The sequence below is a fragment of the uncultured Shimia sp. genome (assembly GCF_913054185.1).
Taxonomy (GTDB): Bacteria; Pseudomonadota; Alphaproteobacteria; order Rhodobacterales; family Rhodobacteraceae; genus Shimia.
This window is the reverse complement of sequence record NZ_CAJXIV010000025.1, coordinates 1-15,223: the sequence shown is the minus strand read 5'-3', so window position 1 is coordinate 15,223 and position 15,223 is coordinate 1. Positions and strand designations below refer to the sequence as shown.

Genomic DNA, 15,223 nt, shown 5'->3' with positions numbered 1-15,223 from the left:
GCGCATTTTGTCCCTAGATTGGGACCAGTGAATTTTCGGAGTAGACCCAATGAATGCCAATCAGCTGATCAATATGGTCACCCGTATGGTGATGCGCCGTCTGATCAACGGCGGCATCAACGCTGGGATCAACGCGGCGTCCAAGGTGCAGAAAAAGGCACCTGCGGAGCCAGGACCATGGGGGGAGACCGCAAAGCCCACCAAAGCCCCACAGTTTGACGCCAAACGCACGCGGCAGGCCATGCGCGTCACACGCAAGATTGGCCGGTTCTAAACGGGATCAGACCGTTTTGAAGTGTTTGCTCAGTTTCAGACCTTGCCCCTGATAGTTTGAGGCAATGCCCACGCCGTAAAGCTGTTCTGGTACGTCTGTCATGCGTTCGTAGACCAGGCGTCCAACCACCTGTCCGTGCTCCAGCACAAATGGAGCCTCGTGACAGCGTACCTCCAGCACACCCCGTGAGCCTGTACCGCCCGCCGCGTCATGACCAAATCCTGGATCAAAAAAGCCTGCGTAGTGCACGCGGAACTCTCCAACCATCGCCAGGAACGGTGCCATTTCAGCAGCATAGGCAGGCGGAATGCTGACGGCCTCGCGGCTTACCAAGATGTAGAATGCGCCGGGGTCCAGAATGATTTTTCCGTCAGAAGCGTGCAGTTCTTCCCAATATTCAGCAGGATCATAGTGACCGATGTTGTCGAGGTCGATGACACCGGTGTGGGGTTTGGCACGATAGCCAACAAGTGTGCCTTCATCAGGTTTCAAATCGACCGAGAATCCAAGTCCATCGTCGATCACGGCGTCGCCATCCACCAGTGGGCTGCGATCATGCAGCGCACTGAGGTCTGCGTCGGTCAACACGCTTTGGCCCTGGCGGAAACGAATTTGGTTAAGGCGCATGCCTGGACGCACCAATACAGAAAAGCTGCGTGGGCAGATCTCGGCGTAAAGAGGCCCGGTATAGCCTGAGGCAATGCGGTCAAACTCTGTGCCGCCGTCGGTGATGGTGCGGGTCAACAGGTCAAGGCGTCCTGTGGAGCTTTTGGCATTGGCCACAGCCTGTATTCCGTCTGGTAGCGCGAGGCTTTCCATAAGCGGCACCACATAGACGCAGCCTTTTTCCAGAACGGCACCGTTGGTGAGGTCAATGCGGTGCATCTCGAATTCTGCGAGGCGATCCTGCACGCTGCGGCCACTGCCGGACAGGAACGATGCACGTACGCGGTAGGCGACTGTGCCAAGACGTAAATCCAGTGAGGCAGGCTGTACCTGACCCTCTGCCACAGGCTGTGTGACCGAGATTTCGCCGGTTTTCAGCATTGTTTCAATGGTTTGGCTCGGAATAACGCCGGTCATTGGATAGTCTCCAGATACACAAAACGCCCGGGCCTTGCGGCACACGGGCGGTTTTGATTGGTCGGGCTAGCAGGACTCGAACCTGCGACCTTCCGTCCCCCAGACGGACGCGCTACCAGGCTGCGCCATAGCCCGACGATGGGCTGTTCATAACGAAATTGCGGGCGGGAGCAAGTCTTAAAATGCAAGTTTTGTCTCGCCCTGAATGATTAGCCAGCTTTGCTGTGAAGCGCCTGAAGGCGAGCCAGAAGATCGGCGGCGCGAGACGCGTCTTTGGGGGCGACGGTCACCGGCTGGGTCAGCATCAGCAAGAAGTCGTCACGTGTGTTTTCGCGCGCGATCATAGTTTCCACATCAGGTTTGGCTGCGGCATTCGAGGCGGCTTGTGTGTTGGACGCTGCGTCAGGGGCTGATGCCGGTTTACTTGTCGATACGGAGCGTCCCGCTGATGCTGCAGTTTCATTGGGTGCCGCTGGTTTAGGTTCTACAGGCGCAGCAACGTCTGGATCCTTTGTCACCGGTGCCCCTTCGGCTGGTGTCAGGTCGGCGGACGGTAGAACAGTGCCATCAGGGGAGATAAGAGCCGAGCTTCCAGTGATCGCGGTGTCTCCGGCTTGGTTCGCGTCAGCGGCTTCTGTGGTCATGCCAGCCGGATCGATTTGAGGGGCGGAGCCCTGCGCGTTGGAAGAAAGCGGCAGCGTATCCTCCGAAGCAGCGGCTTCCAACGCCTCGACATCTGGATTGCTTTGCGTCGTTTGTGTGCCCTCTGTGGGAGCATCGACGGCGGCAAACAGGTCATCTATCGGCGGTGTCTGGTCAGGTGTGGCTTGGTCGATAGGAGCTTGTTGTTCCGGTGCTGAAGCGGCGTGAGCCACGTCATCTGCGGGTACAGCACTTGAGTCGTCAGCTGCAGAGGCGGCGGTCTGAGGCGTTGTCTCAATCTCAGGCTCTGAGGTTGCCGGTGTCCCTTCGTGGTCAACCTTGACCAAAAGATCATCAAGAAAGCCGTCATCTTCTGCTGACTCCGTGGCTGCATCGGGCAGGTCCGTCGCCGTTTCGTCTGGGGTTGTGTCGAGTTCAGCCTCAGAATCTTTGCTGACGACCTCAGCCTCAAGGCTTTCGGACACAATTTCACTCTGATGGTCTATGGCGTCTGTCTGGTCTTCAGATAGCGCGGGTTCTCCGACGGCTTGAGCAGCGTCGACGGTTACAGCTTCTTCGGGTGGCGAGATTTCTTCTTGAACCGCGTCGTCTTCTGGCGGCGTTACAGTGTCGTCTGCAGCCACTTCCGCGACGTCCTCGAGATCGTCTTGATCCTGGTCGACGGGGCGAGACAGACTCGAGACGTGTTTCACGCCTTTTTCACGCAGCAGCTGTTGTGCTTCTTTGATGGGCAGCCCGTCTTCATGCAGCAGCTTTTTCAGGCCACCCAAAAGCTCCATGTCCTGGGGACGGTAATAGCGCCGCCCGCCAGCACGCTTCACGGGTTTGACTTGTGAAAACTTGCTTTCCCAAAAACGCAGAACATGGGTTTGCACGTCAAGCCAGTCAGCAACTTCGCTGATGGTGCGAAATGCTTCACGCGATTTGGCCATGGAGTTTGTCTCGTCTTATTTTTTGTTGCCAGCGGCGACGCGATCTTTCATCAGATGCGAGGGCCGGAAGGTAAGGACACGGCGCGGCTGGATCGGAACTTCTTCACCGGTTTTGGGGTTACGGCCAACTCGTGCAGCTTTGTCGCGCACGCTGAAGGTGCCAAAAGAGGAAATCTTGACCTGTTCGCCACGCACCAGTGCGTCAGACATGTGGGTCAGAATGCTCTCAACCAATTGAGCGGAGTCGTTTCTGGACAGGCCCACTTCGCGAAACACGGCTTCGCTTAGATCCATCCGGGTCAATGTCTTATCAGTCATGTGGTCCCCCCTGCCGGTACACGTTTGAAAAACCATAGAAGCAAGCGAATTTGTGAGTCAATGACTTGCACCGTCTCAGAGACGATTATCTGCAATATTCGCCAACGACTTAGGCTGGTTCTTACCATCTTATGACCACAGCACCCCAGGCAAGGCCGCCACCAATGGCTTCGGTCACCAGCAGATCACCGCGCTTGATCCTGCCTTCTGCCACACCGGTGGACAGTGCAAGCGGGATCGAGGCTGCGGATGTATTGCCATGATCCTGAACGGTCACTATCACGCGATCCATTGGGACACCGAGCTTTTTGGCGGTGCCTTGAATGATGCGGATATTGGCTTGATGTGGCACAATCCAATCGACGTCGTCGTCAGTAAAGCCAACTTTGGTCAGGGCAGTGTGAGCTGTCGAGGTCAACTTCTCAACCGCTTGACGGAAAAGGGCATTTCCCTGCATGCGCAGCTTTCCAGAGTCGCCTGTGGTGGAAACACCGCCGTCCACAAAGAGCATGTCTTTGTACCGGCCGTCAGAATTCAGGTCTGCGCTCAGAACGCCGCGATCGGCGTTATCGCCAGTTCCGTCTTGGGCTTCGAGGATCAGTGCGCCTGCGCCATCACCAAACAGCACACAGGTGGCGCGATCGGTCCAATCCATAATGCGGCTAAAGGTTTCCGCGCCAATCACCAAAACACGATTGGCCTGTCCGGACAGGATCAGCGCGTTGGCATTGGTCAGCGCATAGACAAAACCGGCACAGACGGCTTGTACATCAAAGCCAAAGCCACGGGTCATGCCGATTTTCTGCTGCACCATAGTGGCGACAGAAGGAAAGGTGAGATCTGGCGTGGAGGTGGCCACAACCACTGCATCAATGTCATCGGCCTCTAGATTCGCATCCTTAAGAGCCGCGTTGGCGGCCAGGCTGGCGAGGTCTGAGGTGGTTTGATCATCAGCGGCAAAGTGGCGGCGCTCAATGCCTGAGCGCGTCCGAATCCATTCGTCCGACGTGTCCAGAGTTTTTTCGAATTCGGCGTTGGGAACGACCCGTTCCGGCAAGTAGTGGCCAACGCCCTTAACCACGGCGCGTGTCGTCATATCAGTGCCTTGCTATATTATTGTTATTCGTTTGTGCTGTCAGCATCTTGCGGCAGGGAAACAGCAGATGCAACCCGCGCTGCGAGCTTTTCAGAGAACCCGGATTGCGCCAGTTTGAAGGCGAGTTTTACTGCCGCGGACACGCCTGTTGCATCCGATGACCCGTGGGATTTTACAACGGTGCCGTTGAGGCCCAAAAACACACCTCCATTGACCCGTCGGGGATCAATGCGTTTGTTCAGACGGTTCAGTGACGTATAAGCCAGCAAGGCGGCCAGTCGGGAAAGAGGGGAAAACTTGAAAGCTTCTTTCAGCAAGGAGCCGATCAAGCCAGCAGTGCCTTCGCCGGTTTTCAACGCAACATTGCCGGTGAACCCGTCAGTGACAATCACATCCGCTTTGTTGGCTGGCAAGTCATTGCCTTCAACAAATCCGACGAAGTCATAGTTTGCGTTCCTGGCATTGCGCGCAATCAGATCGTGCGCGAGCTTGAGCTCGGTGCGACCCTTGTGCTCTTCGGTGCCAACATTGAGCAAACCAACGCGAGGGCGCTCAAGGTCCATGCCGTTGCGAGCATAAGAGGCACCCATCAGCGCGTATTGCAACAGGTCATGTTCATCGGCGCTGATATCTGCGCCGGCATCGAGCATGATGTTGAAACCCTGCGGCGCACGCGAAGGCCAGAGTACGGCAATTGCCGGGCGGTCGACGCCGAGGATTTTGCGGAGGCGAACCACCGACAACATCATCAAGGCGCCGGTGTTGCCGCAGCTGACCACGCCGGCTGCTTCTCCGCTGCGCAGTGATTCCAATGCGGACCACATCGAAGTGGTCTTTGATCGGATCACTTCACGGGGTTTGTCTCCCATCGACACCACGTCAGAGGCGTCCCGAATCTCGACTCGGCCGTCCAATATGCGCTTACGTGCCACAAGCTTGGTCAGCTCGTCTTCGGGGCCGTGCAGGATGAAAGCAATGTCTGGATTAATCTTCGCAGAATGCGAAATGCCGGCAACTACAGCTGCCGGCCCGCGATCGCCACCCATGGCGTCAACTGAGATCACTGTGCGCCCGCTGCCGGGGTTTGCTGTTTGCGCCAAACCGGTCATGCGGGCTCAGATCCCGTTGTTTATGCTGCGTCTTCGTCCAGATCGACGTCTTCGACCATCGCAACGACTTCACGGTCGCTGTAGTGGCCGCAAGAAGCGCAAACGTGGTGTGGGCGCTTCAGCTCGCCACAGTTCTCACATTCGTTTGGGTTCGCTGCAACCAGGGCGTCATGTGCACGGCGGTTGTTGCGGCGCGATTTCGATACTTTGTTCTGCTGGACAGCCATGTCGCAACCTTTGATATACTTGGGGGCCGGAGCCCGGTTTCTTGAGCGTTGGGAGCCTCTACGCGGTAAGCGCGCCCGAGTCCAACGCTAAATTCGAATGAGCGCGCGAAAATACTGCGATTTCCACGCAACGCAAGCCCTATTCGTCCTCTTTTGAGCCCAACTGGTCGCGCAGGGCAGCCAATCCGGAAAAGGGGCGGGCGTCTTCGTCCGTCATGGCCTTTTTTCCAGCCTCCGTAAAGACCGCATCTTTCAATTCCGCGCCCTGGGCACGCGGAAATTGCGGAATGTTCAATGCCAGAGCCTCATGCAGGATGGCCTTCACATCAATGTGTGATTCCAAGCGTTCCGCATTTTCGTCCTCTGGCATCTCAACTTCTTCTTCGTCACTGTCGGGATCAGGCAAGTAGGCGACAAAGCGACGCTCGATTTTGTCCTCAACACGTGTTGTGACTGGTTCAAGCGTGACAACGCAGGGCTGTACAACAGTGGCGCCGAGCTTTGCGATCAGCTCCCAATCAGATTTGCCGTGGGCACGAATTTCACCTGCAAAGACTACTTTGCGGACCGCTGATAGCGACAAGGCATCAGCCAAAGCAGTCAAGTCTTTTGGGCCGGGGCGCAGTTCAAAAGGGGTGGGGCGGTTCTGTTGGAGATCTGCCACGCGGAAGACGGTAGAAGGAGAGGCACTTGGGGACATGTTTCTGACTTCGGATTTAGGGCGGTTGGTGTTAGGGACGCGGTTGTCATCTTGAACCAAACGCGTTCCTTCTGTAAGCGAGATAAAAGGCAAGAGACGCCAAGACAAGAGGGCAGGCATGAAGACGCGAACCAAAGTGATCAAATTTGCGGTCATGGGAGCGGTTTTGCTGTCGCTGACAGCCTGTTCTACCCGCTATCGCAATCATGGTTATGTGCCTACAGAGGAAGAACTGGCCTCGATCACCTTGGGTGTGGACACCCGGGACACGGTTGCCGAAACGTTTGGGCCGCCGTCTGCGTCTGGTGTATTGGATGACAGCGGGTACATTTACGTGCGCTCTAGGGTCAGGCATCTTGGCCCGATTCGTCCCGAAGTGGTGGATCGGCAGGTTGTTGTGATCGGATTTGATGGCAAAGGTATCGCCCGCAATATTGAGCATTACGCGTTGGAAGACGGGCGGTTTGTGCCGTTGCAGCGACGGATAACTGACAACGGTATTGAAACCGGTGGCTTGTTGCGTCAGCTCGGGGCCAATATCGGGAACTTCGGGCCCTCTGGTGCGCCAACCGCGAGCAACGGAAGCTTCTAATTTGCCAGCTCGATCTGATGGGTGTCGGTTTGTCATTCGGATGTCGCGACACCTCTGTTAGACTGCTTGTGTGAGAGGAGCGCAGATGGGCAGTCATAAGCTTGAGTTGGGGCGTTACCGAGTGCGTGTGGCGGATGGCGTGCAGGATTTGCACGCTGCGCAACGGTTGCGGAGTTTGGCTTTTCACGGCGACGACTCTGATTTGGATACTGACGCCTACGATTCCCTTTGTACCCATTACATGATCGAAGAAGCGATTAGTGGCCGGTTGGTCTGTGGCTTTAGGATGTTGCCGCTGAACGGTGGTGATGAAATCGGCCGCAGTTATTCGGCGCAGTTTTATGAACTGGATGCGTTAAAATCGTACCCGGGGCGCATGGTCGAAATGGGGCGGTTCTGTCTGCATCCCGATGTACATGATGCAGATGTCCTGCGCATCGCATGGGGCGCCATGACTGCTTACGTGGATGAAAACAATGTAGAACTTCTGTTTGGCTGTGCGTCCTTTGCGGGCACGGACACCAGCTCCTACCTTGATAGTTTTGCCATGTTGCGAGACCGCCACTTGGCGCCAACACGGTGGCTGCCAAAAGTGAAAGCGCCCAAAGTCTTTCGGTTTGCAACACGGTTGCGCCGTAAGCCCAATATCAAGGCCGCACAACTCAGCATGCCGCCGATGTTGCGCAGCTATCTCTTGATGGGGGGGTGGGTCAGTGACCATGCGGTTGTGGATCAAAAAATGAATACGCTGCATGTGTTTACTGGTGTTGAGGTAAAGGCCATTCCTGCGGCGCGAAAACGGCTTTTGCGGGCTTTGGCCAGTTAGACGCAGCTGTCGTGGTTGACGGGAAAGCCTGTGCGGGCTAGGCGCAGGGCATGGCACGTATACCCCTTTTACAGATGAATGATATTTCCCTGACCTTTGGCGGGGATCCTGTGTTTGATCAGTTGGGCCTGGTGGTGCAACCCGGAGACCGGGTGGCATTGGTTGGGCGCAATGGCTCTGGCAAATCAACCTTGCTGAAAGTGATGGCTGGCTTGGTGGAGCCGGACCGCGGAGACATTGTTGTGCCGCCAGGAGTGAGCGTAGGATACATGGAGCAAGACCCTGATATGAAAGGGTTTGCCACGCTTGGAGATTTTGCCTCAGCGGCCTTGGATCCAGGCGAGATGTACAAAGTTGAACGCGCGGGCGAAGGGCTGAAATTTGATCCGGCACGTGCGGTGGAAACCGCATCTGGGGGGGAGCGGCGGCGAGCGGCCTTGGCACGTTTGATGGCGGAAGCGCCAGAGTTGATGTTGCTGGACGAGCCGACCAACCATCTTGATATTGAAGCCATTGCCTGGCTTGAGGCGGAGTTAAATGCCACTCGGGCGGGCTACGTTTTGATCAGTCACGACCGCGCGTTCTTGCGTGCCCTGACGCGCGCAACCCTTTGGATTGATAGGGGAATGGTGCGTCGTCAGGAAAAGGGCTTTGAGGGCTTTGAGGCATGGCGAGACAAAGTTTGGGACGAAGAAGACCTGCAACGTCACAAGATGGATCGCAAAATCAAAGCAGAGGCGCGGTGGGCTGTGGAAGGCATCAGTGCGCGGCGTAAGCGCAACCAAGGGCGCGTGCGGGCGCTAAAGGATCTACGCTCCGAACGCTCTGCGATGATCACGCGCCAAGGGTCAGCGGCCATGGAGCTGTCTGCGGGTCCAAAGTCGGGCAAAAAGGTCATAGACGCCAAAGGTTTGTCGAAAACCTACGATGGCAAGAGCATTGTGCAGGACTTTTCTCTGACCGTGCAACGCGGCGACCGTGTTGCCTTTGTTGGGCCCAACGGTGTGGGCAAAACAACGCTGATTAAAATGCTGATGGGCGAGGTGGCGCCTGACACGGGAACGGTGGCGTTGGGCACCAATCTGCTGTCAGCGGTGTTTGATCAAGCGCGTTCCAAACTGGACCCGGACATGACGTTGTGGGACAGCCTGACAGGTGATCCGGACATGCGGGTTTCGGGCAAAGCTGATCAGGTCATGGTGCGAGGTAATCCCAAGCATGTTGTTGGATACCTTAAAGAATTTCTGTTTGACGATCGTCAAGCGCGGGCGCCTGTGCGGTCTTTGTCCGGCGGTGAAAAGGCGCGGTTGTTACTGGCAAAACTGATGGCTAAGGACAGCAATCTCCTGGTTATGGACGAACCTACCAACGATCTGGATGTGGAGACGCTCGATCTTCTGCAAGAGCTGTTGGATGACTATGATGGCACCGTTTTGCTGGTGAGCCACGACCGGGATTTTCTCGACCGTGTTGCCACAACCACCATTGCCATGGAAGGCAACGGACACGCGGTGACCTACGCAGGCGGGTGGTCCGACTACCGTACGCAGCGGCAGGCTGACGCGCCCAAAAAGGCCGAAAAATCAAAGATTAAGGGCGAAAAGGCAAAGGCAGAGAAGGCCGCCCCTGCGGTTGGCCTGAGCTTTACCGAGAAGCATCGCTTAGAGGCACTACCGGGCATTATGGAACGGCTGGAGGCGGAGATATCCAAGCTGGAAGGTTTCATGGCTGACCCGGAGTTGTTCACCAAAGAACCGGTGAAATTCCAGAAGGCCACAGAGGCATTGGTGGAGCGTCACACTGCCTTGCAAAAAGCCGAAGAAGAATGGCTGATGCTCGAGGAGAAAGCGGACAGCAACGGCTGATTTTCACGTCGGTATTGCGTCTGTTTCCCGGCTGTTTTGCGACTGTCCGTGGCTTTTGAATATGTTGCGGCGCGACGGTGCCGCAACATTGTGTTCAGATTTTAGGCGTCAGCTGTTTCTGACGAGGGTGTGGCAGCGTCGCGTAAATGATCGACCACACGGTTGGCCATGACATGGCGGTAGTGATTAAATTCACGCCCGTTTGCGCAGGCTGCCAAAGCTTCTAAATCATGCATGGATTGAAGGGCTGGCGTGCCGTTGATCGCCAGCGTCGCCTTGGCATTGGCCTTGGTGAATTTTGGCAAGGTGAGCAGCACCGACAGATCAACAACACTCGTGTCCGTGATGTCCAGAAATTCCAGCTGCGGAAGTGAGTGCAGGGGATAGAGGTCTTTGACTGCCGTGCCCGTGCATTGCAGACACTGGAGGGCTCGGCAGCGCTGAAGCCCGTTCAAGGAAACAATGCCGGCCCCGGATAAGCTGGCACTTTGCAAATTTGGCAGGTGTGGCCAAGCGGAGGTCATGGGGCCTTCCACGGATTCGGCCAACCGGACGTGCAAGGTTTGCAGCGCGGTGCAATGTGACAGGGGGGCAAGATCAACGCCCGGGTCCGCGATTTGCAGCAACAGGTAGGTCAGCTTGCTCAACTGGGACAAAGGCGACAGGTCTGTCTGTGACACCTGTCCCAGTGAAAGGTGGTTGAGCCCTGTAAGTGCGGCGACAAACGACAGGTCGGACACTGGCACCAGTGATTGAATTGTGAGATTCTTGAGGGTGGACAACGCCGCCAGTGAGGCAAAATCACTCGCAGGTGTGTTCCAAAGGGAGAGCGTTTTCAAACGCGGCAGTGCGCTCAGTGCGGAAAGGTCGGTTGTTTTAGCGCCAAACAGGTCCAAGGTTTCCAGTTGGCTGAGAGCAGAGAGGGCGGTAAGGTCAACTGCTCCATCACAGCGCAGAGACAGGCTGGAGAGGTTTTGTGCCTGTGCCAGAGGCGCCAGCGTCTGCCCGTCAGAGAGGCGCAGTTTAAGCTCCGTTAGCGCGGGACTTTGCACCAGTTGTGAGAGGTCTTCACAGAGCGCCAGAAGGTCAGCACTTTGCAAATTTGGCATGTTGCCAAGCCGTACTGGAGTGCGGGGGTGGGACAGTTTTAAGAAGCGAAGGTTTGGCAAATTGGGGAGGGAGACCGGTGTCTCGGGCGGGATCGAAAGGGTCAGCTTTGCCAGATTGGGCAGGTCGGCCAGTGGAGACAGGTCTGCCACCGGCGAGGCGATGATTTCCAACTCAACCAAGCTGGGCAGGCCGCGTAGGGCGGAGACATCAGTGATTGGTGTGTGGCGAATGCAGAGTTTGCGCAAATGCGGATCCAACTCGGCAATTTCGGGTAGCAGCAAGCCGTTGTCCCCGGAGATCACTTTTCGTTTGGCACGGGCCTCCTTGTGACGCTCTAAGCTCCAGAAAAAGAATGCGGTGGGATCAGCGGGGGGACCGTTTGGGGCAATGCCCGCCTTGCGACGCGCCCGAACTTGCGGGCGCATGCGTTGTTTGAGGCTTTGTTTGGCCACGGTGAGAAAAGATTGGATTTTTAAACTGGTCAGCACGTGAAAACTCATCAACGGCGCCATTGAGCGGGCGCGGGGAAAAAAGAGAACAGGAGCGATAGTGGAGGTTCAGTGTACTGCGGATCAGCTCTCCGGCAACTCACTTTTTGGCCAGTTTGGATGGCCTTTGGGCGATTGGCCCTCGCCAAAAGGCGTAGGCGTTTGAGATTAGTGAAAACAATTGTGCCCGCGTGATGTTAAAAAAACGCGGGCACTGAGGGTGATTGATGCTGGAACAAGCCTGGACCTAGGCTGGGGCCGCTTTGGGCAGCTCTGGTGTTGGGGTCAAATGGCGGGCCATCACAAAGCTGAGACAGAGACCCGGCAGCAGAGCGGCCAGGGCAAGGGAAATGCCAACATTGTCCGCCAGAAGCCCGATGATGGGCGGGGCGACCACGTTGGTGCCGATAGCCATGACCGATAGGAAAGCAATATTGTCAGCGTCGTGTTCATCCTCCAGTGCGGCGGCGGCGGACACTGCCAGCGGGAAGCCAACCGAGAGGCCCAGACCAATGCAGGCAAAGCCAACAAAAGACATCAGTGGCGGGAATGGCGCCACCAGGATCACCAAGCCAATGATGGCCAAGCCAACGTTCATGCGGGCGAGGTTGGTGCTGCCCATGCGGACTTTCAAGAAGTCACCAATGAAGCGGCCAAAGGCCACAAAGCCGGAAAACACAGTGATCGCAAGGCCAGCTGTGCTTGCACCTTCGGGCAGGCGTTCCGCCATATAGACCGCTCCCCAGTTGGCCATCGCACCCTCGGCCATGGTGACGGAGACCACAAAAAGCACGATCAGAAACAGGGTTGTTGGGTAATCGCGAAGCTTGCGCCGCTTGGTTGCCTTTTGGGTGTCAGAGGTTTTTGGCCGTAGATTGGGCAAAGACCGTGCAAGCCAGACAGCCAGGACTGTGGTGCTTGCGGAGAGAGCAAGCACGGTGAACGCCGGTGACAGGGACACAGTGAACATTGCGGCCAGGAAGGAGCCAACCGTCAAGCCAAGCGCCCAGAAGCCATGGCAGCGGTTCATCACGGATTTCTTGGCGGCTTTCTCAAGCTGGCCGGCGTAGACGTTGAGCGCCACATTGAGGAAAGTCATCGATGCGCCAAAGATCAGCAAGGCCAAAAACAGCGTGATTTGGCTGACGGCAAAAAGCGGCAACACAACGGTGGCCGCCTGGATTGGGAAAAAGACCAGAAAGATTTTTGGTGCGCCGTATTGAGCCACAACTTTTGCGGCAAATTTCGAAATGAACACAAAAGCCAGTGGCAAGCCAAGAAGGGACAGGGCCAACTGCGCGTTGGTCAGGTCGAGCTTGGATTGCACATAAGGGATATGTGGCAACCATCCGCCAAGCGCAAATGGGTGCAAGAAGAACAGCGCCATAATGAGGCGCACGGTCCCGGAGGACAGAGAGGGGGTCATGAGAAACGTCCTGTTGGAGGATATGCGTGCAGCTAGACGTAAGTTTGTGCGGGCATCAAGCCAAATGCGTGTGTGGAAGGATGATATACACGCATTGATTGAGCTGCCGTCTTGAGGGCACTACTTTGTGTGAAAATTGGTTGGGTTTTATAAGTGCAGTTTTTGAGGGGCATCGCCAAGCAGCGGGGAGATTCGCGCCCAAGCGCGGGTTCCAGCATGTGTTGGGCGAGAAACCAGTACAGGTATTTGGCGCAATCAAATCCTGCGAGGTCTGCTTGAGTGGCAGCAGGTGATGACGGGTTTTTGCTGAGACAAGGGTGAGTTGGCCTAATCCGTTCGCAGACGGGATTGCAGGAATTGCGTGAACAGTCGCAAGGGAACAAAGCTGCGGTATTCTTGGGGGAAATAGATATGCAGGCCGGGCAGGGTGGCGCGGTGTGAGACCAAAAGCTCTTCGAGGATGCCAGATTGGATCGTGTCCGCACAGTGATTGCGGAACGTATAAGCAATGCCCAGACCTTGGGTGGCCAGTTCCAAGGTGATTGGCACAGAGTTGGTGGTCATGTGGCCTGGCGCGGCCACTTGGTAATCGCCATCCTTGCCAGTGAAGGTCCAGGGCGCAATCTGGCCGGAACTGGGGAAGCGATACTGCAGGCAATTGTGTTGTAGCAAATCGGAAGGCGTTTCGGGGCGGCTATGGGCCGAGAGGTAGCCCGGGCTGGCAACCACGGCGGTGGGCAAGGGGGGCGTCAAGGCCAGCGCGATCATGTCTTGTGCCACCAATCCACCGAGGCGGAAGCCCGCGTGCAGCCCTTCTTGCAAGATGTCGGACAGGGCGTCGGTGAGGGAAAGCTCGACCTCGATCTCCGGATAGGCGTGTTGAAACGCGGTTAGGTGGTGCCGCAGCAGAAGGTGGTAGGCGATCTCCGGTGCGGCGAGCTTTAGGGTGCCACGGGCAGCGTGGCCAACGGTGCGGGCGCTCTCCAGGCCATCCGTCAGCTGTTGGAACGCGGGTGCGGAGGCGCGGGCCAAGGCGCGGCCCGCTTCGGTTAGGTTGATGGCGCGGGTGGAGCGCACGAAGAGGGCTGTGCCAAGTTGGTCCTCCAGCGCTTTGAGCTGATGGCTGACGGTGGAACGTTTCACACCCAAAACCTGTGCAGCGGCGGTCATGCTGCCTTCGGCGGCAATGGCGTTGAACACTTCAAGCGTGGAGAGTGGCAAGCGCATTGGTGAGTCTCCTGCACCATAGTTGTGAGAATTTGGTCAATTGTTGCAATATGGCGTCGGCGATAGGTTTGGGCAACAACGCAAATGCCCAAATCGCGCAGCGCGTGCGGTGAAGGCCACAGCCCAAAGGACCACCATGCAGACAGTAGTTTTGACCGCGCATCCGGCGCTTGAGACCTCAACCGTAAATCGGCAATGGTTTGACGCTCTTTCGCAGATCGATGGCGTCACCACGCGGGATTTGACGGCCGTGGGTGGGGCTGAAATGCGGTTTGATCCGATTGCGGAACAAACGGTTTTGCAGGCTGCGGATCGGGTTGTGTTGCAGTTTCCATTCTATTGGTACTCTTCGCCGCCGGTGCTGAAAGCCTGGTTGGATCAGGTTCTGTTGCCGGGATTTGCCTATGGGCCGGGCGGCGACAAGATGCATGGCAAGGAGCTGGGGGTGGCGGTGTCCACAGGCGGGCCGGCGGAGAGCTACGCAGCAAGTGGGATGAACAGTTTTCCGATGCAGGTGTTTCTAAGCCCGTTTGAGCAGACCGCCAAAATGTTGGGTATGCGCTACCTGCCGCCGTTTGTGCTGCACAGTGCGATGAGCCGTGACCCGGCGCAGGTGCCAGACAGTGTACCGGCAGTGGTGAACTATGTGACCACCCCGCTCAGTATCGCGGCTTAACCCACAAATTTCTCATAAAAACAACGGAATGACCCGCTGCGGCGGCGCAGTACACGATGAGGGATCAAAGGTATGACACTTACGATTGCAGATAGAGTAGAGATCCAGGAACTGTTCGCACGGTTCTCCCTGGCGGTGGACGTTGAGGGGCCGGAGGCCATGGGAGCGTTGTTTGTAGAAGACGCAACTTTTGTTTTCCCGGGCATGGGGCTTGATCTACGTGGGCGGGACAACATCGTGGCCTGGGTCAAAGACAATGCCGCGTTGGTTCCTCCGGGGTTGACCCATGTGCAGAGCAATTTTGTGATCGACGGCGATGGTGTTTCAGCGCAGGTGCGCTGTGTCAGTCAGGCGCTGCAGACAGTGGAGGGCGAGAGCAAGATTTTTGCCGTGGGGCGGTATGTGGAAACTGTCGTGAAGACAGAAGCGGGGTGGCGATTGAAAGACCACCGGTTGGATTTGATGGGCTAGGGCGCAACGGGCAATTGGCACGTCGGTAACACGTCTGTATCGCGGCTGTTTTGCGGAGGTCTGTGGTTTTGGCATGTGTTGCACGGGGACGGTGGGGTAGGGAGTTGGTTTTTGGGGGCGCGGAGGTCCGCTATGCGCAG

General features: G+C 56.8%; 16 protein-coding genes and 1 tRNA gene. 6 read left to right on the top strand and 11 right to left on the bottom strand.

Annotated features, from left to right (window positions below):
- Nucleotides 1-49: 49 nt before the first annotated feature.
- On the top strand, nucleotides 50-274 hold the full coding sequence (locus QZ517_RS07540; RefSeq protein ID WP_294224553.1) for a hypothetical protein: 225 nt from the start codon (nucleotides 50-52) through the stop codon (nucleotides 272-274).
- Between the two features lie 6 nt (nucleotides 275-280).
- Here QZ517_RS07540 and QZ517_RS07535 read toward each other — a convergent pair whose 3' ends face one another.
- The 8 genes from QZ517_RS07535 to QZ517_RS07500 form a co-directional block, all read right to left on the bottom strand.
- Complete coding sequence (locus QZ517_RS07535) at nucleotides 281-1,357, bottom strand: 2'-deoxycytidine 5'-triphosphate deaminase (protein ID WP_294224519.1); 1,077 nt, start codon at nucleotides 1,355-1,357, stop codon at nucleotides 281-283.
- Between the two features lie 58 nt (nucleotides 1,358-1,415).
- A tRNA-Pro gene (locus QZ517_RS07530) sits at nucleotides 1,416-1,492 on the bottom strand.
- Between the two features lie 74 nt (nucleotides 1,493-1,566).
- Nucleotides 1,567-2,952, bottom strand: a complete 1,386-nt coding sequence (locus QZ517_RS07525) for a MerR family transcriptional regulator (protein ID WP_294224516.1) — start codon at nucleotides 2,950-2,952, stop codon at nucleotides 1,567-1,569.
- 15 nt (nucleotides 2,953-2,967) lie between these two features.
- A complete protein-coding gene (ihfA, locus tag QZ517_RS07520; RefSeq protein ID WP_283426278.1) occupies nucleotides 2,968-3,270 on the bottom strand; it encodes an integration host factor subunit alpha in 303 nt (100 codons plus the stop codon).
- A 121-nt stretch (nucleotides 3,271-3,391) separates the two neighbouring features.
- Nucleotides 3,392-4,366, bottom strand: coding sequence for a beta-ketoacyl-ACP synthase III (locus tag QZ517_RS07515; RefSeq protein ID WP_294224513.1), 975 nt, complete (start codon nucleotides 4,364-4,366; stop codon nucleotides 3,392-3,394).
- A 23-nt stretch (nucleotides 4,367-4,389) separates the two neighbouring features.
- Nucleotides 4,390-5,475 (bottom strand): phosphate acyltransferase PlsX, encoded by a 1,086-nt coding sequence (gene plsX, locus QZ517_RS07510; RefSeq protein ID WP_294224510.1) that lies wholly within the window; start codon nucleotides 5,473-5,475, stop codon nucleotides 4,390-4,392.
- A 20-nt stretch (nucleotides 5,476-5,495) separates the two neighbouring features.
- A complete protein-coding gene (gene rpmF, locus QZ517_RS07505; protein ID WP_294224507.1) occupies nucleotides 5,496-5,702 on the bottom strand; it encodes a 50S ribosomal protein L32 in 207 nt (68 codons plus the stop codon).
- 139 nt (nucleotides 5,703-5,841) lie between these two features.
- Entirely contained in the window at nucleotides 5,842-6,402 is a 561-nt protein-coding gene (locus QZ517_RS07500; RefSeq protein ID WP_294224504.1) for a DUF177 domain-containing protein, read from the bottom strand.
- A gap of 118 nt (nucleotides 6,403-6,520) precedes the next feature.
- On the opposite strand from QZ517_RS07500, the gene bamE reads away from it, so the two are divergent.
- The 3 genes from bamE to QZ517_RS07485 all read left to right on the top strand — a co-directional run bounded on the left by bamE (nucleotide 6,521) and on the right by QZ517_RS07485 (nucleotide 9,685).
- Nucleotides 6,521-6,994 (top strand): outer membrane protein assembly factor BamE, encoded by a 474-nt coding sequence (bamE, locus tag QZ517_RS07495; protein ID WP_294224501.1) that lies wholly within the window; start codon nucleotides 6,521-6,523, stop codon nucleotides 6,992-6,994.
- A gap of 85 nt (nucleotides 6,995-7,079) precedes the next feature.
- Nucleotides 7,080-7,820: a GNAT family N-acyltransferase gene (locus QZ517_RS07490; RefSeq protein ID WP_294224499.1), complete on the top strand. Its 741-nt coding sequence runs from the start codon at nucleotides 7,080-7,082 to the stop codon at nucleotides 7,818-7,820.
- Nucleotides 7,821-7,870: 50 nt separating this feature from the next.
- Nucleotides 7,871-9,685, top strand: coding sequence for an ATP-binding cassette domain-containing protein (locus QZ517_RS07485; RefSeq protein WP_294224497.1), 1,815 nt, complete (start codon nucleotides 7,871-7,873; stop codon nucleotides 9,683-9,685).
- Nucleotides 9,686-9,786: 101 nt separating this feature from the next.
- Here QZ517_RS07485 and QZ517_RS07480 read toward each other — a convergent pair whose 3' ends face one another.
- From QZ517_RS07480 to QZ517_RS07470, 3 genes are all read right to left on the bottom strand, one after another.
- The gene (locus QZ517_RS07480) at nucleotides 9,787-11,295 is read right to left on the bottom strand and encodes a hypothetical protein (RefSeq protein ID WP_294224494.1); all 1,509 of its coding nucleotides are present in this window, start codon (nucleotides 11,293-11,295) and stop codon (nucleotides 9,787-9,789) included.
- 235 nt (nucleotides 11,296-11,530) lie between these two features.
- Complete coding sequence (locus tag QZ517_RS07475) at nucleotides 11,531-12,709, bottom strand: MFS transporter (protein WP_294224491.1); 1,179 nt, start codon at nucleotides 12,707-12,709, stop codon at nucleotides 11,531-11,533.
- A 327-nt stretch (nucleotides 12,710-13,036) separates the two neighbouring features.
- Nucleotides 13,037-13,936 carry a LysR family transcriptional regulator gene (locus QZ517_RS07470; RefSeq protein WP_294224488.1) on the bottom strand — a complete coding sequence of 300 codons (900 nt, stop codon included), beginning with the start codon at nucleotides 13,934-13,936 and terminating at the stop codon, nucleotides 13,037-13,039.
- Nucleotides 13,937-14,072: 136 nt separating this feature from the next.
- On the opposite strand from QZ517_RS07470, the gene QZ517_RS07465 reads away from it, so the two are divergent.
- The gene (locus QZ517_RS07465) at nucleotides 14,073-14,612 is read left to right on the top strand and encodes an NAD(P)H-dependent oxidoreductase (protein WP_294224485.1); all 540 of its coding nucleotides are present in this window, start codon (nucleotides 14,073-14,075) and stop codon (nucleotides 14,610-14,612) included.
- Between the two features lie 72 nt (nucleotides 14,613-14,684).
- On the top strand, nucleotides 14,685-15,083 hold the full coding sequence (locus QZ517_RS07460; RefSeq protein ID WP_294224482.1) for a nuclear transport factor 2 family protein: 399 nt from the start codon (nucleotides 14,685-14,687) through the stop codon (nucleotides 15,081-15,083).
- Nucleotides 15,084-15,223: the final 140 nt, after the last annotated feature.